We start from the raw sequence: 20,520 nt of genomic DNA, 5'->3' as shown, positions 1-20,520 counted from the left end.
AGTATCAAAGCAATTAAATCTCGTTAATCAGGTAAATAATTGTACTTTTGAACCCTTTTTTAAAAATTTTCGAAATGATTTATAAGTTTAGAGTTATATTAGATGCAGAGGAAGATATCTTTAGAGATATTGAAATAGAAGCTGAAAACACTGTGGAGGAATTGCACAATGCTATTATTCAGGCTTTTGGTTTTGAAGGAAGCGAAATGGCTTCATTCTATCTAAGTGATGAAGAGTGGAACCAGGGAGAGGAGATCTCTTTATTCGACATGAGTGAAGGAGGATCTGATGTAAGACTAATGAATGAAACATCTTTAGATAGCATTCTGGATGAGAATAACACAAAGCTTATCTACATTTATGATTTTTTAACCATGTGGACATTCTTTGTTGAATTAGCTGAAATAGCCGAGAAAGAAGAAGGTAGAATATATCCTAATTTACTTTTTGCTCACGGACAGCTACCCGACGCTCCACCTGAAAAAGAATTTGAAGGAGAAACCTTAAAAAATGATCTCGAAGAGGGATTTGACTTAGACGATTACGACGATTTTGATTTTGACGAAAACTGGAATTAATATATGATTAACTTATATCCAACGCAATTAGACAGCCTTTCGATTCATCGAGTAGGTAACAAAAGTAAGAATGAAGGAGTCTTTCTCTCTGAAGAACCATATAAATTGAATGATGAGATTACCGCCATTCTAAAAGAATACTTTTTCAAACCATTTAGAGAAAAAGAAGAAAACTACTATCGCTTTCACAATGAAGTTGATGTCGAGTTTAATGAACTCTATAAAATTGTCTCTGAAGCATTTTCCAACCCGTCCTCCATACATGAACATTCCAAGAGCATAGCCTCTCACCTGTTCGATCAAAGTAGCCACCCACACATTAAAAGTGGTGAGCTGTATGTAGCATACTTGTCGAATGTAATGCTTGATAATGAAAAGGTAGATGCTATAGGAGTTTTTAAATCCGAACTAAAACACGATTTCCTGCAATTTGAAGAGAAAGGCAGTAATTTAGATATCCTGATCAAACAGGGAATTAATATCAATAAATTAGATAAAGGTTGCTTAATATTCAATGTAAAAAAAGAGGAAGGCTATAAGGTGTTGTCTGTCGACAGTAATAAATACGACACCAAATACTGGCTTGAGAACTTTTTGGGTGTCGATGTGTTAGCAGATGAAAACTTCTTCACTAAAAAATACCTGAAGTTCTGCCAGGATTTTGCCAAAGATGTAGTATTACCAGCTGAAGACAAAAAGGAAGAGGTGATGTTCATGAATCGATCAATGAATTATTTTGCCAAAAACGACGATTTCGAAGAAACAAATTTCCTTAATGAGGTAATTGATAATCCGGACCTAATTCCGGAATTCAAACATTACAAGGTAGAAAAAGGTCCTAAATATAGTATAGAAGACGTTGCCAATTTCCCAATTGCCAACAAAGCAGTTTCTGATGCACGTAAAAAAGTAAAAAACCTAATTCAGCTAGACACAAATATTCAGATTAAAATGGATTTTATCAATCCGGAGTCTGCGGAAAAATTTGTAGAAAAAGGCTGGGATGAAGAAAAGCAAATGTATTACTACCTTGTTTACTTCAACAAAGAACAAAAAAGTTAAATACAACAATAAATTAAGAAGAAAAACTCCTCATCAGAGGAGTTTTTTTATTTCATCCCTTTTGATCCATGCAACAGACGTTTCATACTAACATCTTCATAATTCCTTTTAACAAAATCAAGAGCAGCTTCTAATACCTCCCCCATATTTTGAGCTTTTTTAAATTCTACATCCTGTACAAATTCCAGCAGTTCCATTTTTAAATGCTCTACATGGTCCTCATAAGATATAGTATCGTTCTTTGCACAATCTAAAAGTTCCTCAATCCGCTCGTGATAACCAATAAGTCTTTTAGCAACTATCGATCGCTCCTCTACCTTATATTGATCTACAGAGCTCCGCTGTAACTTATTCCTAACCATATCAACCATGACTCTGTTTTCTTTGAAAAATTGAGGCCTGTAAACCTTAAATTTCCCTTCAAAACATTGCTGATCAAAGTCTATGGCCCGTATTCGATATACAACGTGATCAAAGTCGTGAGTTGGAACTATAACATAATTATAAGATCGCATATCCCCCAGCAGACGAATCATGCAACGTTCGTTAAATTTCACAAACTCCTTAGCTATTTGAGCCTTTTCAGGTTCGGTGCAATCAGGTAGCATTTCTTTTATAAAAACATCCCCCGGTATACCTGAAATATGCTCTTCTATCAAAGTATCCTTATACACCAAAAAGTTTAAATTATAAGGAGAAAGCATATGCTCTAATTCCAATCCATAAATCCGGGAGGCATCTGCTTTTTTCACATAGAAATAAGTATAGTTATCATTGAGGATGTTTCTCACTTTCACCCTAAAAGGCTGAGAATTACCAAATGTACAGAAATCAATAGCATCCACATTTAGAAACTGTAATATCCGGTCACTTCCATCAGAATGAAGACTAGAGTATACCCGCTTTAAACTCATATCAATCTCCTGCCTGTCAAACTCATTATAAAAAACCCTGATCCATAAAGTATCTTCATCATTTTTATCATAAAGCACTGTAGATCCGGCAAAGCGCAACAAGTCTTCATAGAAAATTGGAATTTGGGTATTCCTGCTGTATTCATTTAAATACGCATGCAACTTATCCGATATCGGAAAGGCAGGCTTCTTCTTAGACATTAATTTCTCACTCATCTATAAAGTCGTTTTCATCAAAATTACATTATATTGTAACAAAATCTAAGTTAGATCGTCAAGTAAATACAATCAAAAAACAAATTTCTTTTGGATACCATACTTACAATTAACAACCTCACTAAAAAATTTGGGAAGCTTGTTGCTGTCAATGACCTTTCCTTTACAATAGAAAAAGGAAATGTTTACGGACTCCTGGGACCAAACGGTAGTGGTAAATCAACCACCCTTGGCATTGTACTGAATGTAGTTAATAAAACCAGTGGTAATTTTAGCTGGTTTGATGGAAAAACCAGTACTCATGAAGCCTTGAAGAAAGTTGGCGCCATTATAGAGCGACCAAATTTTTATCCGTATATGAGTGCAGAAAAGAATCTCAAGCTGGTCTGTAAGATCAAAGGAGTCGCTACCGGTAAGATTCGTGAAAAACTTGAACTCGTTGGACTGTGGGATCGAAAAGATAGTAATTTCAGCACTTATTCCCTCGGTATGAAGCAACGTCTGGCCATCGCTTCAGCACTACTTAACGATCCGGAGATTTTAATTTTAGACGAACCCACTAATGGGCTAGATCCACAAGGAATACACCAGATAAGAGAGTTAATAACCAAAATTGCAAATACAGGGACAACTATTTTACTAGCCTCTCATTTACTCGACGAAGTTGAAAAAGTCTGTAGCCATGTGGTCGTTTTGAGAAAAGGTGTTAAACTATACTCAGGCCGTGTAGATGAAATGATTGCAAGTCATGGATTCTTTGAATTAAAAACAGAAGACAACAAGAAACTATCGACCTTCTTAAAGAACCATCCCTCCATTAAAGATGTGATTGCAAAAAATGGAACTATTACCGCTTTTCTTAACGAACCAATGGATGCCGCCACCTTTAACGAATATCTGTTCAAAGAAGGTTTTGTACTGTCCCATTTAGTAAAAAGGAAAGAAAGTCTGGAAGAACAATTCTTAGCGCTAACCAACAACGAATCTAAATAATCATCATCAATCAAACTACCATATGTTACGTCTTTTAGAAATAGAATTTATTAAACTGTGGAACAGTAGAGTGAGTAAGTTTTTAATTATAGCCTACTTCTTTCTATTAACCTCTATAGCTCTGATCGCTGCAATTAAATTTGACATTGGTCCCATTAAATTTCATTTAGCGAAGGAAGGGATCTTTAATTTTCCGTATATCTGGCATTTTAACACCTTTGTAGCAGCCTTTTTCAAGCTTTTCCTGGCCATAGTTATTGTTTCGATGATGGCGAACGAATATAGCAACAAAACCATTAAACAAAACCTGATCGACGGCCTGAGCAAGAGAGAATTTGTGCTGTCAAAGTTCTTGACCGTAGTAGGCTTTTCAGCAATTTCAACCGTATTCATCTTTGTTGTTTCTCTGATTTTAGGATTAATATATTCTGACTTCAATGAAATATCGATCATTTTATCAGATTTAGAATTCTTGTTTGCCTTCTTCATAAAGCTTATTGGCTTCTTTTCGTTTTGTCTTTTTTTAGGCATGCTGGTAAAGAGATCGGCATTTGCACTGGGTTTTCTGATCTTGTGGCAATTTATCGAAGGAATGATATACCTGGTTCTTAGATGGAAATTCGATGAGAATTTTGCCTCAAACGTACTGACTTTCCTCCCATTAAATGCGATGAGCAATTTAATTAAAGAACCTTTCACAAGACTTGGAGCGGTTAAATCAGTCGCACAACAAATAGGAGAAGATATATCTTACGATTTTGGCGTGCAATGGTATGAGATTTTAATTGTTTTAGTATGGACAGCACTCTTCGTTTACTGGTCTTATTTGATCTTAAAAAAGAGAGACTTGTAAACGAATTTTAATGTGTATCATCCAAATTGTTCAATAGCAATAAGTATTAAATTTATAATTACTTAAACAGTTTTTCTTATACAGTTTATTAGCTTTGTATACCCATCCTGCATAATGAGGGAACCTATTAATTAATAGAAGCTTATAGCTGTGAAATTTAAAATAGTATCAGAATATCAACCTACAGGAGATCAGCCGGAAGCTATCAGACAATTAGCTGCTGGTATAGAAACCGACGAACGATTTCAAACACTCCTGGGGGTAACTGGATCAGGGAAAACCTTTACAGTCGCAAATGTCGTCGAAAATGTTCAACGACCTACATTGGTTCTTGCTCACAACAAAACACTTGCTGCCCAATTGTACTCAGAATTCAAACAATTCTTCCCGGATAACGCGGTAGAATATTTTGTCTCTTATTACGATTATTACCAACCTGAGGCATACCTCCCTGTTACCGGAACCTATATAGAAAAAGACTTGTCCATAAATGATGAAATTGAAAAGCTTAGGCTTAGTGCCACTTCTGCCTTACTTTCAGGACGAAGAGATGTATTGGTCGTAGCTTCAGTTTCATGTTTGTACGGAATCGGTAACCCCGTAGAGTTTCAAAAAAATGTCATTAAAATTGAACGTGATCAGGTAATCTCAAGAACAAAATTTCTTCATCAATTAGTGCAAAGCCTCTATTCCAGGACTACTGCTGAATTTGTAAATGGAAATTTCAGGGTTAAAGGAGATGTGGTCGATGTATACCCTAGTTATGCTGATCACGCATACAGAATTCATTTCTTCGGAGATGAGATAGAAGAAATTGAAGCATTTGACCCCACCAACAATGCCCTGATTGAGAAATATGATCGCCTGAATATCTATCCTGCCAATATGTTTGTAACCTCTCCTGATGTGTTGCAAAACGCAATTCATATGATTCAGGATGATATGGTAAAACAAGTGGATTATTTTAAAGAGATAGGTAAGCATCTAGAGGCTAAACGTCTTGAAGAACGCACTAACTTTGATTTGGAAATGATCCGGGAACTAGGATATTGTTCAGGTATTGAGAATTATTCCAGATATCTGGATGGTAGAGAACCAGGAACAAGACCTTTCTGCCTATTGGACTATTTCCCTGATGATTATTTAATGGTTGTTGACGAAAGCCATGTGACAATACCTCAGGTGCATGCGATGTACGGAGGAGACAGAAGTAGAAAAGAAACTTTGGTCGATTATGGGTTTAGATTGCCGGCAGCAATGGATAACCGTCCACTTAAATTTGAAGAATTTGAAGCGCTTCAAAATCAGGTAATATACGTATCAGCAACCCCTGCTGACTATGAACTGGAATTAAGTGATGGCGTTTATGTCGAACAGGTTATTCGTCCAACTGGACTCTTGGATCCGGAAATCGAAGTGCGCCCAAGCGAAAATCAGATCGACGACCTGATGGAAGAAATTCAACAAAGGGTAGAAAAAGACGAACGGGTATTGGTGACCACTTTGACTAAACGCATGGCTGAGGAACTAACAAAATACCTGACACGGACAGGCATAAGATGCCGCTACATTCATTCTGATATTGACACCCTTGAACGTGTAGAAATAATGCAGGACCTCAGAAAAGGATTATTCGATGTATTGGTAGGAGTTAACCTGTTAAGAGAAGGATTGGATCTACCCGAAGTCTCTCTGGTTGCAATATTGGATGCCGATAAAGAAGGTTTTTTGAGAAGTGCCAGATCATTAACGCAAACAGTAGGAAGGGCTGCCAGAAACTTAAACGGAAAAGCCATAATGTATGCGGATAAGATTACCAATAGCATGCAAAAAACTATCGATGAAACTAATTATAGAAGAGAAAAACAAATTAGCTACAATAAAGCTAACAACATCACTCCAACTGCTTTAAAGAAAAACTTCCAAAACATCCTTACGAAAAGTGCTCCGGATGATTACGAACAAAACAATGGGCTAGGTCAGGCTGCGGAAGCTGAATTGACTTACTTAACAAAAGAAGATATAGAGAAACTGATAAGAGAAAAGCGCAAAGCAATGGAAAAAGCAGCCAAAGATCTTGATTTCATTCAGGCAGCAAAGCTGCGAGATGATATAAAGACACTCCAGGAAAAAAAATAAAAAAACGCCCCTCAATAGGGGCGTTTTCATTAACTAACTAACCAATAATCTAATTATGAAAAAACTACACTACTTCTATTTAAGAAATTGAAATCATTCTCTTTTGCTTTGGTAATGCTTCTTGCTTTTTAGGCAATGCGATGGTTAAAACTCCATCAGAGTAACTAGCATTCACACTTTCCTCATCAACAGTTTCAGGCAGCGTAAATGATCTGCTGAATGAGGCATAGTTAAATTCCTTTCTGGTATACTTACCTTCTTCATTATGGGTTTCCTTTTCAGATTTAGTCTCTGAAGAAATAGTTAAAACGTTCTCATCAATCGCAATATTAAAGTCTTCCTTCTTCAAACCAGGTACTGCCAACTCTAAAGCATAACCACTTTCACTTTCTCTGATATTAACAGCTGGTGCATTAAAATTCCTTACCTCTTTCCCTTCAAACCAATCATTCTTAAATAACTCGTCTAGCAATGAAGGAAATAATACGTTTGGGTTTCTTTTCACTAAGTTCATTTTTATAATCTTTTTGATTCGACTTCTATTATTAATTCATTGTGCTTAAGTCAAAATTAATTCCAAACATAAAATAACGACATTATGTCATTTTAAATCTTCTAGTAAATGACATAATGTCGCATCAACCTGTGTGAAATGATTAATTCTAACAATTTTGTCATCTTCCCATTAACAAGCCAACAATAAATTATCTGAAAATGAATGGCAAAACCCAATTCAATAGCTATTAATATTAAAGAAAACAGAAGAATTGAAACGCCACCCTGAAAAACAGATATGTTAGCATATTTTAGAAAAATCAAAAACTTAAAAAATGATCCTGCCAACAGAAGTAATAAAAATGCAGTTCATAATATGGAAAAGAAGTCCTGACAAGAATATGTTAGTTCCTCCCAATTATTCATAGAATTCAGGAGTAAAATAAATGGCATGATGGATCACTAATTATATTGTGCTTTGAAAATATTAATTAGTATATCCGGAGGCACAACCTTATCTTCATATTGATGCATAACCTTTAATACCTGATGAATAGCAAATGGACTTAATCCTAACCGAACCCCCAACTCCATAACTTTATTTAACTCATCAGGATGTTCCTGCTGGTCAACATTCATTAAGAGTATCATCCTGTGAAACTGAAGAATCCTTTGGGCCTCCGAGGCAGGAGGAACGAATGGAACATTAGATTGATACAATTTGTCCAAATCACTTTCAGCAACCCCCAGACTAGCCGCAATCATCTTCAAAAACCCAACCTCCTTCTCGGTGATCTTATGATCAGCCCTAATTAACGCGATTAATTCGGACAGTAAACTTAATTTTTCAGATTGGTTGCTCATATTTACTATATTTAAGTATTAAAAATATAAAAAGTTTCAAGATGCGACCATATATTCTTGGTTTTATATTATTATTTATCGTTCAAATTAACGCGCAAACAACTGCTTCGATACAAGTTTCGAATTTCGTCATTGAGGCACCTCAACTAAAAACCAATAAAAGAATCTGGATCTACCTACCCAAAAATTACAATACTTCAACCAAAAGGTATCCGGTAATTTATATGCATGATGCACAAAACTTGTTTGACATTAACACCTCCTATGCCGGTGAATGGCATGTTGACGAGAGTTTAGACCATTTAAATGCGGAGACCATTATTGTAGCAATAGAACATGGAAACAAAAAAAGAATTGATGAGTTAACTCCTTTTGAACATCCAGATTATAAAGGTGGAAAAGGAAATGATTATTTAGATTTTATAGTAGAAACCGTCAAACCCCACATCGACCTGACCTTCAGGACCTTACCAGATCGCGAACACACTACAATTTTCGGCAGCTCTTTGGGTGGCCTGATTTCATTTTATGCTATTTTTCAATACCAGGACACCTTTGGTCAGGCAGGAGTGTTTTCACCAAGTTTTTGGTATTCGGATCAAATATTTTCTATGATAGAAAACATGGAAAACGTACCCAATGTAAAAATCTATTTTGCTACTGGCGCCGAGGAAGGGGAAAACATGATACCCGATCAGGAGAAAATGGTGAAACTACTTTTAGAAAAACACATTCCCCAAAAAAACATAAAACACTACATTGTCAAGAATCAAAAGCACAATGAACACTTTTGGGGAAAGGAATTTCCAAAAGCCTATAAATGGCTTTTAAAAGGCTATTATTAAAAATAAAAAAGCCCGCAATCCGCGAGCTTTTAACAACCAAAGTATATGCTACTATTCCCCCTTAACGGTAACGGATACTTTGTAACTCTTACCCTTAACTAACTTTTGAGTTTCTACTTTTTGATAGTTTAACCTGCTTTTAATATAATACTCCACAAGTTCATTTTCAGCTTCAACATCTGAAACTACTATTTCATTAGACTTGTTAATAATGAAGAAAACAGTTGCAGTAAGCTCACGATTTTTAAACTCAACACCGGGAGTGCCAAGTAAACTTTTCAATTCCTTGGTAACTTCATCCTCAGAAGTCTTTGGTTCTACATTGGCCGTTGCCATGTTTGCCGATAAAACTAAAACGGCAGTTGCGATGATTTTTGTTAATGCTTTCATAGTCTTTTGTGTTGTTTTTTGATTACAATACAAATGTAGCCCACATCAACAAAATAATCACCATTTTCTGTCATCCTTAACTTACATTTAAACCTCTTTACATTAACCTAATACACCTGAAAAACAGTAACTTACGACAACAAAAGAACGTAAGCCCCTTGAACCCCAAACGAATGAACTCCTAATCGATTAAGTGCTCTTTTAACAGAAGATACATCATAGGATTAACGACTTTAATAAAAAGAACGTACACTATTGAATTTAATTAAAAGTTAGCCCTAAAATCATGCTATAACCTTAAAAAAAAGCCTCCAATTCGTTCAATAAATGAACACAAAGGCTAACTAACATTAAGTTTACAATTCATGCCTTCATCCCCCACTACTTTACACTGACATAACAAAAAAAGTCCGGCACCAAGGCCGGACTTTCTATAAGATTTATATTAAAATCAATTACTTTAATACTTCCTGAACTTTATCAGCAGCTTCTTGGAATTCAATCGCCGAATGTACAGCTAATCCAGAATTATCGATAAGTTCCTTAGCTATCTCAGCATTGGTTCCTTGTAAACGAACAATAATTGGTACATTGATAGCATCACCCATATTTTTGTATGCATCTACAATACCTTGAGCAACTCGATCACAACGTACAATACCTCCAAAGATATTTACCAATATCGCCTTCACATTAGTATCTTTTAAAATGATACGGAAAGCCGTTTCAACACGCTTAGCATCAGCAGTCCCTCCTACATCTAAAAAGTTAGCAGGAGCTCCTCCAGCCATCTTAATTAGATCCATAGTAGCCATAGCCAGACCAGCTCCATTAACCATACATCCAACATTCCCATCAAGATTAACAAAGTTTAACCCGGCAGCCTTTGCTTCTACTTCAATCGGATCTTCTTCTCGAAGGTCTCTCATCTCTGCATAATCAGCGTGACGATACAATGCGTTATCGTCAATAGTTACTTTAGCATCAACAGCTAAAATTTTGTCATCCGATGTTTTTAACACAGGGTTGATTTCAAATAATGAAGCATCAGACTTTACATAAGCTGTATATAGTGAACTAACAAACTTCACCATTTCTTTAAAGGCATTACCTGAAAGGCCTAAATTAAAAGCTATTCTTCTCGCCTGGAAAGGCATTAAACCGATAGCTGGATCAACCTCTTCATTAAAAATTAAATGAGGTGTTTTTTCTGCAACTTCTTCAATATCCATTCCTCCTTCAGTAGAGTACATAATCATATTACGTCCCTTACTTCGGTCTAAAAGTACCGACATATAAAATTCTGAAGTTTCACTTGGACCCGGATAATAAACATCTTCGGCTACTAATACCTGGTGTACCCTTTTACCCTCTTTCGAAGTTTGTGGAGTAACCAAATCCATTCCGATGATTTGATCTGCTATATCTTCTACTTCCTTAAGGTTTTTAGCAAGCTTTACTCCGCCACCTTTTCCACGACCACCTGCGTGAATTTGGGCTTTAATTACATGCCAACCTGTTCCGGTTTCTTCTGTTAATTGCTTGGCACCGGCTACAGCTTCCTGTGGATTGTGTGCTACAATACCACGCTGAACCTTTACACCAAAACTTGCTAATATTTCTTTTCCTTGATATTCGTGTAAATTCATAATGAGCAGTTGTATATTTTAGCTAGGCAAAAGTAACAAACCTCAATTAATTAAACTAAAAATATTTGATTAAGCTTTTGTTACGCATCAATCACCTGGCCATTTTTCAAAAAATTATCCCCTACCCCCCATAGAACCGTACTTGTGAAGCGTCATAAATCAGTTTTATTTTTTATCTTCATCCCTTAAATTACCATCCCGTATAACTTATGATCCAAAAAGTTTTTATTAGTCCTTTTCAAAGATTCGTTAAAATTGAAAGTTTAAGTGGTATTTTGCTTTTTTGTGCAGCCGTCATTGCTGTTATCTGGGCTAACTCCCCGTTTTCTGAAAGCTATACCGATTTATGGAACTTCAAAATAGGCATCAGCTCAGAAAATTTTGAGCTTCAAAAACCATTACTATTATGGGTAAATGATGGTTTCATGGCCATATTCTTCTTTTTAATAGGTCTGGAAATTAAAAGAGAATTACTCATAGGTGAATTAAACTCCGTTAAAAAAATGGCATTTCCCTTTGTAGCTGCCTTAGGAGGAATGTTAATCCCTATGTTCTTTTTTATGTTTCTAAATGCTAATCCGGAAACTTCAAATGGTTGGGGAATCCCCATGGCAACGGATATTGCATTTTCTTTAGCAGTACTAAAACTGTTAGGGAATCGTATCCCACTTAGTCTTAAAATATTTTTGACAGCATTTGCAATCGTTGATGACATCGGAGCTGTATTAGTTATAGCTGTTTTCTACACCAACAATATTGCAATAGACATGTTAATATATGGAGCTGTTTTACTATTAGTCTTATACTACCTGACCTATAAAGGAATCTACTCTAAATATTTCTTATTCGGTACGGGTATCATCGTTTGGGTGCTGTTCTTAAAGTCTGGAGTACACCCTACCATTGCGGGCATATTATTGGCCTTTGCTGTACCAATCAGACAACGCATTAGTACAAAAACTTTTGTTTCAAACCTCTCGAGTATTACCAATAAAATTCAGAAGGGAGTGATCGAAGATGAACCGGTATTATCCAAAGAACAAATAGCCGAAATCGATAACCTGGAAGAATGGACCGATAAATTTCAATCACCCTTACAACACCTGGAACACAAACTACACGACTGGGTGGCTTATTTTATCATTCCAATATTTGCATTGGCCAATGCAGGTGTTTCATTAAGCAGCGACGCTGGAATCGATACAGCGCTCGCCCTTAACATTACCCTTTGTCTTATTTTTGGTAACAGCATTGGTATTACAACCTTAGTATTACTCACTAATAAATTAAAAATTATAGAAATTCCGGAAGATATCAGTAAAGCACAGATCCTAGGAGTTGCTTGTCTGGCGGGAATCGGCTTCACCATGGCGATTTTTGTTGCTAGTTTGGCCTTTTCGGATACACCTATCTATGTAGACTCAGCCAAAATTGGTATCCTTGCCGGATCCATGTTGTCTGCACTTCTTGGATATACGATTTTAAGGATAACAAGTAAACCGAACCCAAAAAATGATGACTGATATCCTTGAGCGAAAGACTCAATTTACTGACATTATTAACTAATTAAGCTGAATTTATTTCCGCATCTGAAAATGAATGCTGCTCCCTGATTAAAAAACTGGAAAATTTGAAAGTACTACTGACATAGGGTTGTCACTACACCGGATTAATTTTGCTCATAACAAACAAAAAATCATTTAAAATATACGTTATGAGCAGTGAAACAAATCACAAAGCAATCACAAAAACTGTCGTTACACCCGCACAGTTATTAGAACATTGGCAAGGCCACAGAAGACTAACCAGAAAAACAATCGAAGCATTTCCGGAAGAAAAACTTCTTAATCATTCCATAGGCGGAATGCGACCATTTGCCATAATGATCCAAGAACTTCTGGCAATAGCAGGACCAGGCATCGAAGGCCTGGTTACAGATAAATGGCAAGAATACAATGAAGACCTCAACCTGAACTCCAAAAAAGATCTTTTAAAAGCATGGGACACTCTTACCGATAAAATCAACAACTACTGGAGTAAAATCCCTCTAGAAGATTTTCAAAAAGAAATCTTGGCATTTGGCCTATACGAAGGAACTGTACAATCTACAATCCTATACTTTATTGATAACGAAATCCATCACCGTGGACAAGCATATGTTTATTTAAGGTCGCTTGGTATTGAACCTCCAATGTTTTGGGATAAAAATTAAATCGACACTTATGAAAACTGTTTTAGTCTTTAAAACATCTATCAATAGTGAACTGACCATAAAACAAAAGGTTGAACATCTTTTAAACAACATTACGAGAAATCCTGATTCCTGGAACTTTGATCTTGAGGATTGCGATAACATTCTTAGAGTTGAAACACAAAATGTAGCTCCGGAAGAGATCATCAATCCATTAATTAAGGAAGGGTTCTATTGTGAAGAACTTAAAGATTGAAAATAAAAAAAGCCCCTAAATGGGGCTTTTCAAGTTTTGAATATATGATAAAACTAGAAAATTTCTCTTCCTGAAAAATGAAACGCACCTTCAATAGCTGCATTTTCATCACTATCTGAACCGTGAACAGCGTTTTCACCTATGGATGTAGCATATAATTTACGAATTGTTCCTTCAGCAGCTTCCTCTGGGTTTGTAGCCCCAATTAAAGTTCTGAAATCCTCAACTGCATTGTCTTTTTCTAAAATTGCAGCAACTATTGGTCCTCTTGTCATGAACTCAACTAACTCTCCAAAAAATGGACGCTCGCTGTGAATTGCATAAAATTCTTCAGCATCACGCTTGCTTAACTGCGTAAACTTCAATGCTACAATTTTAAAACCTGCAGCTGTAATTTTTTCTAGAATAGCTCCGATGTGTCCGTTCTCAACAGCATCAGGCTTAATCATTGTAAATGTTCTGTTTGTTGCCATGTGTGTTTTTAAATTTGGGTGCAAAAGTAGTGTTTTTAATTATTCTGACAAGAGTTTAATAAACCTGATCTAACTCTTGAAGCAAAATATTTCCATCTCCTACCATCTGCATCTTAACTTTCCTGGTTTCCAGATTTAATTTTAAAAGTCCAAAACTTCGTTGTTTAATGACTTTTCCTTCCCTGAACGGATTCTCTTCACCATTAAATTTATCATAACTATGAGTCAACCCACTGGATGTAAAATCATAAACCGGATACCCCAATCCATTGATGTTGATTTTGGAAAATTCAGAAATGTGTCGATCTCCCGATAAAAAGATGACCCCTTTCGCCCTACTCGTTGTAATTAAATTAAATAGCTTATCAACTTCATGAGGAAAATTACCCCACATTTCATAACCATGTTTATTTGAAAGTACCTGAATACTGCTAACTATAACATTAAAATCAGCCTTACTACTGATAAGCTCCTGTTCCAACCATTTCCACTGCTCCGCACCCAGTAAAGTTCCATCTCCATAAGCATTTGGCATGTAACGTTTTGATGAACCAAAATCTTTAGTAAGCGGACTTCTGAAATACCTTGTATCTAATAAAATTATTTTAACCGAACCCGCATTACTCGTGTAGGTTCTGGAACTATATGTTCCCTCCCTTTTTCGAAGTGCACTGTTCTTAGGCTCGTTGAAGAAATCATAAAACAATTGCTCTGATTCCTTTTTGTGCTCAAACTCAACCCCTCCATCATTCAATCCATAATCATGATCGTCCCATACCCCAATGATTTCTGTCGATTTCATCAGTTCACGGTAATCATCACCCCTTAGTTGTGTATCATAATCCCCAATCATTTTGTATTTGTTATAAGGATCGGAATAAATATTATCTCCACCCCAAATCCATACATCCGGATTGTTTTTAAGAACATCATCCCATAAAAGATTTTCTATCTTCTGATTATCACACGAGCCGAAAGCAATTACAAGTTCCTTATCGAACTTTACCTTAGAGCTTTTTTGCTTAGCACTACTGCAGCCCGAGAACAAAGTGAGGGCACCTAAGGCACAAATTAATCTTAGCATAAACACGATATTGATCTGATACAAAAGTAATATTCCTTTTTAAAATTGCTACGTTATTAAATTGTATCTTAGCGCCCCATGAAAGAGAACCAAATTAAAGACATAAAAGAGTTTCTATCCAGCCCCAAAAAAATTTCAATCATACCACATAAAAATCCGGATGGAGATGCAATAGGATCTTCACTGGGATTAATGCATTATTTGAAGAAATTGGGACATACGGTACATGTTATTTCACCAAATGAGTATCCGAACTTCCTAAAATGGATGCCGGGCAATAATGAAGTCATAAAGTTTGATTATCAGGAAGATTATGCTAAAAGAACACTAAAAGCATCAGACCTGATTTTTACACTTGATTTCAATTCTTTAAGTAGAATAGAAGAAATGAAGCCCTACCTTGAAAGTCTTGACGTCGATTTTGCAATGATTGACCATCATCAACAACCCGATGGCTATGCGAAGTATACGTATTCTGATGTATCGATGAGTGCTACCTGTGAGATGATCTACAATTTCATTTCTTATTTAGGGGATCTTGATCAAATTGATGCCGATATAGCAACATGCCTTTATGCAGGAATAATGACCGACACAGGTTCCTTTAGATTTTCCTCAACAACCAGTACTACCCATAGAATTATTGCAGACCTGATAGACAAAGGAGCTAAAAACACCGAAATTCACAATGCCATCTTTGATAGCAATTCTATCGACAAATTACATCTCTTAGGAGTAGCACTTAACAATTTAGTTTTTTTAGAAGCGTACAACATGGTCTATATAACCCTGACTAAAGCAGAACTTGAAAAACATAATTTTAAAAAAGGAGATACCGAAGGATTTGTTAACTACGGCCTTTCTATTGAAGGTGTAAAACTTTCTATTATATTTATCGAAAATAACGATGGTGATTACATCAAAATATCGTTGCGTTCGAAAGGTGATTTCTCAGTAAATGAAATGGCTAGAAAACACTTTAATGGTGGAGGACATATAAACGCTGCAGGGGGAAGAAGCGATATGAACATGGAAGATACCATTAATAAATTGAACGAAATTTTACCATCTTATCAAAAAGAGTTGCAATAAATGAAACGTATCATACTATTATTATTCGGATTGTTTCTGATGCTGTCCTGTAATGAGCCTGAACCTAGAAAACCAGTGGCACGTAAAACAGGTTCTTTTATGAGAGAGTCCATCGATCGAAATAAAGATCTATTACAAAAAGAAGAAACTTACATTAAAAGTATTATTGAAAGTGATACAATAAACACCTATTACAACTCATCTAATGGGTACTGGTATTATTACAATAAACAAGACACCACGGCATCTTACATGCCAAAAGAAGATGATGTCGTTCTGATTAATTACAATATTCGCACCCTGAATAATGACACCATATATACCAGTGAAGAAATTGGGAATATAAGATTCAAAGTAGACAAAGAAGACTATTTCCCGGGCTTAAGAACTGGAATTAAACTAATGAAAAAAGGGGAGGAAATCACTTTTCTATTCCCATCAGTTATGGGGTATGGATACCACGGTGATGATCAAAAAATAGGCACCAACCAGCCACTGATTAGTACCATCAAGTTAATAGACATCATTGAAGCTGCAAGTGACTCATTAAAAAATAACAAGAACTAAATCATACCTATAAATACATTAAACATGAAAAAAATAAATTTACTTATTGTAATGCTTGGCTTGTTAGTAGCCAGTTGTTCCTCTAAATACAGTGAGCTTGGCGACGGTCTGTTTGCCGATATCCAAACCACAAAAGGAGAGATTATTGTAAAACTTACCTACGACAAAACTCCGGTAACAGTTGCCAATTTTGTAACGCTGGCAGAAGGAACTAATCCTTTTGTGACAGATTCAATTAAAGGAAAAAAGTATTATGATGGCGTAATTTTTCACCGTGTAATTGAAGATTTTATGATTCAATCCGGTGATCCTACGGGGCAAGGGAATGGTAACCCAGGCTATAAATTTAAAGATGAATTCGACAAAAGTTTATCACATGATAAAAAAGGAATACTTTCTATGGCTAATGCAGGATTTGGCACAAACGGAAGCCAGTTCTTCATCACCCATAAAGCAACTAAGTTTTTAGATGCATACGATGAAAGAGGAAATATTAAGCCTTGTGAAAACCCTAGAGTAAGCTGTCATGCTGTTTTTGGAGAAGTGGTTAAAGGACTTGATGTAATTGACTCGATAGCAACCACTGAAACGAACCCTCAAGATCGACCGCTTGATAGTATCGTAATGAATAACATTAAAATTATAAGAAACGGTAAAGAGGCTAAAAGCTTTGATGCCGTTCAGGTTTTTACCGATTATTTTGAAGAAGCGAATAAAAAAGCTGAGGAGGCTAGAAAAGCAGCCGAAGATCTGGCAAAAGAGATAGAAGCCCAATTGCCGGAAGCAGAAGAAACCGAATCTGGACTTAAATATATTGTTCTTGAAAAAGGAACCGACGAAAAACCAAAGGAAGGGGATACAGTATTGGTGAACTATGCAGGTTATTTCACAGATGGACTTCTTTTTGACACAAGTTGGTTAGATGTTGCTGAAAAAATGAATGCTGTACAACAAAGTAAGTTAAGACGTAACGGGTATCAGCCATTCCCTACGGCATTAAGTTTAGATGCTCAATTAGTTGCCGGATTTAAAGAAGGTTTGTTTTTAATGAATTATGGAGATAAAATCCGCTTGTTCATCCCTTCTCATTTAGCATACGGGACAACAGGTTCCGGACCAATTCCTCCAAATACCGACTTGGTTTTTGATCTTCAAATAACCAAACCTCAGGAATAAAATTTAGCAGTAAGAATAATAAAAAAGCCTCGCGATGCGAGGCTTTTTTAAATCCAATTATTTTTTTGGTATGTCTTTTAAAATCTCTAGAGTAAATTTCCAGAACTTTTGAACCGAGGCTATATTTACCCGTTCATCTGGTGAATGAGCCCCTCGAATCGTAGGACCATAACTAATCATATCCATATCCGGATAATTCTGACCTAAAATACCACACTCTAATCCGGCATGGCAAGCCACAACCTCTGGTTCCTCATTAAAAAGCTTCGCATACTTTTCTTTTAAAACTTCTAATATAGGCGAGTTTACATTTGGAGTCCATCCCGGATAAGCGCCACTCAATAACACTTCAAATCCCGCTAATTCAAAAGTAGCTCTAAGCGTATTTGCCAGATCTTCTTTGGAAGATTCTACAGACGATCTGGTCAGACACATAACTTCAACTTTACCATCTTTTATGGTAACCCTTGCCAGGTTATTGGAAGTCTCTACCAAATCATCCATATCAGCACTCATCCTGTATACCCCATTATGTGCTGCATATATGGCGTTAATAACACCCTCTTGCACACCCAAAGACATTACCTTAGAAGGGATATTGGTTGGTTGAGCTGTGATAGATAGATCAGGCTCCATAGTCTTTAATTCTGACTTAACAACCTCAGCGAGTTGGTTAAATTCATATTCAAATGCCTCTTTATGCACCTTATCAATGACCACGATACCAGTACTCTCACGCGGAATCGCATTTCTTAAACCTCCTCCATTAATTTCAGCTACTCGCAACCCATAATTTTCAAATCCTGCAAAAAGCATCCTATTCATGATCTTATTGGCATTACCCAATCCTTTATGAATATCCATACCACTATGCCCCCCTTGAAGACCTTTTATCAATAGCTGATATGCAATGGTCCCTTCCGGAACTGGTTCTTCATTATAGGTTCTGCTGGCTGTAATATCTACGCCGCCTGCACATCCTATATCTATTTCATCATCTTCTTCCGTGTCTAAGTTCAATAAAATCTCACCTTTAAGCACACCCCCTTTTAATCCCATTGCACCCGTCATACCAGTTTCTTCATCAATCGTAAATAAAGCCTCTAATGCCGGATGTGGAATATCATTACTCTGAAGAATCGCCATAATAGCGGCCACTCCCATTCCGTTATCAGCACCCAAAGTAGTCCCCTTAGCTTTAACCCATTCTCCATCAATATACATATCTATTCCCTGCGTATTGAAATCAAAATTAGTTCCTGCATTTTTTTGATGTACCATATCTAGATGGGATTGCATAACGATAGGAGTCCTGTCTCCCATACCACTTGTGGCAGGCTTTCGTATGATTACATTTCCTACTTCATCTTTTAGGGTTTCTAATCCCAATTTACGACCAAAATCCATCATAAAAGCGATGACCTCCTCCTCTTTTTTAGATGCTCTGGGTACAGCGTTTAAATCAGCAAAACAATTCCAAACTGATTGAGGCGCAAGTGTTCTTATTTCTTTACTCATGTCTTTAGTGTTTTTTATCGCTACAAAAGTAACCATCTTATCAAGAATGTCATTAATTTGGTTAAATTTGAATTCATGTCTAAAAGATTAAAAACGATTCTGGCCCTTTCAATCTTCCCACAAATTTTACTGGTAAAATGGCTGGGGAGTCACCCTGATTGGATAGAAACCTATTATAGCAATGGCTTTTATCCATTCTTATCCAAATCTTTACGCTATACATTTGGCTGGATCCCATTCTCTGTTGGAGATGTTTTTTATACAATAGCAACCATATTAATTATGCGCTTTCTTATATTAAGAGGAAAGATGTTCTTTGAACAAACTCGAAATTTTTTTAGAGAAATGTTCGTTCTTATCTCTTTCCTGTATTTTACTTTCCATCTTTTTTGGGGCATGAATTATTACAGAAAACCAATTCATGAATCTTTAAATATTGGCAATGAATACTCTTATGAAGAACTTCTGAATTTTACAGATCAACTCGTTGCTAAGTGTAATGAGCTCCATCTGCAAATAACAAACAATGACACGGTTCTGGTTAAGATTCCTTACTCCAAAAATGAGATGTACAGAATGACCAAAAATGGGTATCAAAATCTCTCTGAAAAGATCCCGGATCTTCAGTATTCTCCGAAAAGTATTAAAACATCATTGTATAGTACGGCCCTAACCTATATGGGGTACAGTGGATACCTGAATCCATTCACCAATGAAGCACAGGTAAACGGCCTGCAGGTTGATTTTAAATACCCGACAGTTAGTTGTCATGAGGAAGCTCATCAAATTGGTTATTCAGCAGAAAATGAAGCTAACTTCATAGGATATTTAGCCGCAGTTCACAATGACGATATTTATTTCCAATATTCGGGATACTTATATGTAATGCGCTATTTTTTAGGTGAGATTAAACGAAACGATCCTGAATTATTCGAAGAATACAATACCAAAATAAATTCCGGAATTATTAAGAATTATGTCGAAGTTGCTAATTTCTGGCGAAAACATAAAACCAAAGCAGAGCCGGCTTTTAAACAAACCTTCAATACCTTCTTGAAAGCAAACAACCAAAAAGATGGCATTAAAACCTACAGCTATGTAGTGGCGCTATTAATTAACTATTATAAAAAGAACCCTTTTTAAAACGTTAAAAAAAACTTAACAC

Annotated in this window: 21 protein-coding genes; 13 read left to right on the top strand and 8 right to left on the bottom strand. The window is 36.1% G+C overall.

Features of this window, described 5'->3' with window-relative positions; all coding sequences use genetic code 11:
• The first annotated feature begins 74 nt into the window (after window positions 1-74).
• Complete coding sequence (locus BM361_RS02860; protein WP_038265024.1) at window positions 75-578, top strand: IS1096 element passenger TnpR family protein; 504 nt, start codon at window positions 75-77, stop codon at window positions 576-578.
• A gap of 3 nt (window positions 579-581) precedes the next feature.
• The gene (locus BM361_RS02855) at window positions 582-1,640 is read left to right on the top strand and encodes a nucleoid-associated protein (RefSeq protein ID WP_038265026.1); all 1,059 of its coding nucleotides are present in this window, start codon (window positions 582-584) and stop codon (window positions 1,638-1,640) included.
• Window positions 1,641-1,687: 47 nt separating this feature from the next.
• On the opposite strand, the gene BM361_RS02850 is transcribed toward BM361_RS02855, so the two are convergent.
• Window positions 1,688-2,770 carry a hypothetical protein gene (locus tag BM361_RS02850; RefSeq protein WP_074976795.1) on the bottom strand — a complete coding sequence of 361 codons (1,083 nt, stop codon included), beginning with the start codon at window positions 2,768-2,770 and terminating at the stop codon, window positions 1,688-1,690.
• Window positions 2,771-2,860: 90 nt separating this feature from the next.
• Here BM361_RS02850 and BM361_RS02845 point away from each other — a divergent pair, with 90 nt between their 5' ends.
• From BM361_RS02845 to uvrB, 3 genes are all read left to right on the top strand, one after another.
• Window positions 2,861-3,763 (top strand): ABC transporter ATP-binding protein, encoded by a 903-nt coding sequence (locus BM361_RS02845; RefSeq protein WP_074976792.1) that lies wholly within the window; start codon window positions 2,861-2,863, stop codon window positions 3,761-3,763.
• A gap of 22 nt (window positions 3,764-3,785) precedes the next feature.
• Window positions 3,786-4,616, top strand: a complete 831-nt coding sequence (locus BM361_RS02840) for an ABC transporter permease (RefSeq protein WP_074976790.1) — start codon at window positions 3,786-3,788, stop codon at window positions 4,614-4,616.
• A 150-nt stretch (window positions 4,617-4,766) separates the two neighbouring features.
• Window positions 4,767-6,755, top strand: a complete 1,989-nt coding sequence (gene uvrB, locus BM361_RS02835; RefSeq protein ID WP_074976788.1) for an excinuclease ABC subunit UvrB — start codon at window positions 4,767-4,769, stop codon at window positions 6,753-6,755.
• A gap of 79 nt (window positions 6,756-6,834) precedes the next feature.
• Here the strand turns inward: uvrB and BM361_RS02830 are convergent, their stop codons facing one another.
• Together BM361_RS02830 and BM361_RS02825 are read right to left on the bottom strand one after the other, a co-directional pair.
• Window positions 6,835-7,269, bottom strand: coding sequence for an Hsp20/alpha crystallin family protein (locus tag BM361_RS02830; protein WP_038265045.1), 435 nt, complete (start codon window positions 7,267-7,269; stop codon window positions 6,835-6,837).
• Between the two features lie 443 nt (window positions 7,270-7,712).
• Window positions 7,713-8,114: a hypothetical protein gene (locus tag BM361_RS02825; RefSeq protein WP_038265047.1), complete on the bottom strand. Its 402-nt coding sequence runs from the start codon at window positions 8,112-8,114 to the stop codon at window positions 7,713-7,715.
• Window positions 8,115-8,155: 41 nt separating this feature from the next.
• On the opposite strand from BM361_RS02825, the gene BM361_RS02820 reads away from it, so the two are divergent.
• Window positions 8,156-8,959, top strand: a complete 804-nt coding sequence (locus BM361_RS02820; protein ID WP_074976787.1) for an alpha/beta hydrolase — start codon at window positions 8,156-8,158, stop codon at window positions 8,957-8,959.
• Window positions 8,960-9,010: 51 nt separating this feature from the next.
• Here the strand turns inward: BM361_RS02820 and BM361_RS02815 are convergent, their stop codons facing one another.
• A complete protein-coding gene (locus BM361_RS02815) occupies window positions 9,011-9,349 on the bottom strand; it encodes a hypothetical protein (protein ID WP_038265050.1) in 339 nt (112 codons plus the stop codon).
• A 455-nt stretch (window positions 9,350-9,804) separates the two neighbouring features.
• A complete protein-coding gene (gene sucC, locus BM361_RS02810; RefSeq protein WP_038265051.1) occupies window positions 9,805-10,998 on the bottom strand; it encodes an ADP-forming succinate--CoA ligase subunit beta in 1,194 nt (397 codons plus the stop codon).
• Window positions 10,999-11,207: 209 nt separating this feature from the next.
• Here sucC and nhaA point away from each other — a divergent pair, with 209 nt between their 5' ends.
• From nhaA to BM361_RS02795, 3 genes are all read left to right on the top strand, one after another.
• Window positions 11,208-12,521: a Na+/H+ antiporter NhaA gene (gene nhaA, locus BM361_RS02805; protein ID WP_074976785.1), complete on the top strand. Its 1,314-nt coding sequence runs from the start codon at window positions 11,208-11,210 to the stop codon at window positions 12,519-12,521.
• 191 nt (window positions 12,522-12,712) lie between these two features.
• Complete coding sequence (locus BM361_RS02800; protein ID WP_074976783.1) at window positions 12,713-13,210, top strand: DinB family protein; 498 nt, start codon at window positions 12,713-12,715, stop codon at window positions 13,208-13,210.
• Window positions 13,211-13,220: 10 nt separating this feature from the next.
• On the top strand, window positions 13,221-13,445 hold the full coding sequence (locus tag BM361_RS02795; RefSeq protein WP_074976781.1) for a hypothetical protein: 225 nt from the start codon (window positions 13,221-13,223) through the stop codon (window positions 13,443-13,445).
• A gap of 53 nt (window positions 13,446-13,498) precedes the next feature.
• On the opposite strand, the gene BM361_RS02790 is transcribed toward BM361_RS02795, so the two are convergent.
• A complete protein-coding gene (locus BM361_RS02790) occupies window positions 13,499-13,918 on the bottom strand; it encodes a nucleoside-diphosphate kinase (RefSeq protein ID WP_038265064.1) in 420 nt (139 codons plus the stop codon).
• Between the two features lie 55 nt (window positions 13,919-13,973).
• Window positions 13,974-15,002 carry an alkaline phosphatase D family protein gene (locus BM361_RS02785; protein WP_074976780.1) on the bottom strand — a complete coding sequence of 343 codons (1,029 nt, stop codon included), beginning with the start codon at window positions 15,000-15,002 and terminating at the stop codon, window positions 13,974-13,976.
• 78 nt (window positions 15,003-15,080) lie between these two features.
• Between BM361_RS02785 and BM361_RS02780 the strand changes: the two genes are divergently transcribed.
• The 3 genes from BM361_RS02780 to BM361_RS02770 are packed head-to-tail and all read left to right on the top strand — an operon-like array spanning window position 15,081 to window position 17,837.
• On the top strand, window positions 15,081-16,094 hold the full coding sequence (locus tag BM361_RS02780; RefSeq protein WP_074976778.1) for a DHH family phosphoesterase: 1,014 nt from the start codon (window positions 15,081-15,083) through the stop codon (window positions 16,092-16,094).
• Window positions 16,095-16,661: a gliding motility-associated peptidyl-prolyl isomerase GldI gene (gldI, locus tag BM361_RS02775; protein ID WP_074976776.1), complete on the top strand. Its 567-nt coding sequence runs from the start codon at window positions 16,095-16,097 to the stop codon at window positions 16,659-16,661. It begins immediately after the preceding gene.
• Between the two features lie 24 nt (window positions 16,662-16,685).
• Window positions 16,686-17,837, top strand: a complete 1,152-nt coding sequence (locus tag BM361_RS02770; protein ID WP_074976774.1) for a peptidylprolyl isomerase — start codon at window positions 16,686-16,688, stop codon at window positions 17,835-17,837.
• Window positions 17,838-17,894: 57 nt separating this feature from the next.
• On the opposite strand, the gene BM361_RS02765 is transcribed toward BM361_RS02770, so the two are convergent.
• Window positions 17,895-19,355 carry an aminoacyl-histidine dipeptidase gene (locus tag BM361_RS02765; RefSeq protein WP_074977366.1) on the bottom strand — a complete coding sequence of 487 codons (1,461 nt, stop codon included), beginning with the start codon at window positions 19,353-19,355 and terminating at the stop codon, window positions 17,895-17,897.
• Between the two features lie 75 nt (window positions 19,356-19,430).
• On the opposite strand from BM361_RS02765, the gene BM361_RS02760 reads away from it, so the two are divergent.
• Window positions 19,431-20,498: a DUF3810 domain-containing protein gene (locus BM361_RS02760; protein WP_074976772.1), complete on the top strand. Its 1,068-nt coding sequence runs from the start codon at window positions 19,431-19,433 to the stop codon at window positions 20,496-20,498.
• The last annotated feature ends 22 nt before the right edge of the window (window positions 20,499-20,520 follow it).

The organism is Zhouia amylolytica (assembly GCF_900116365.1).
Taxonomy (GTDB): domain Bacteria; phylum Bacteroidota; class Bacteroidia; order Flavobacteriales; family Flavobacteriaceae; genus Zhouia; species Zhouia amylolytica.
The sequence above is the reverse complement of the archived record's forward strand: the minus strand, read 5'-3'. Positions and strand labels throughout refer to the sequence as shown.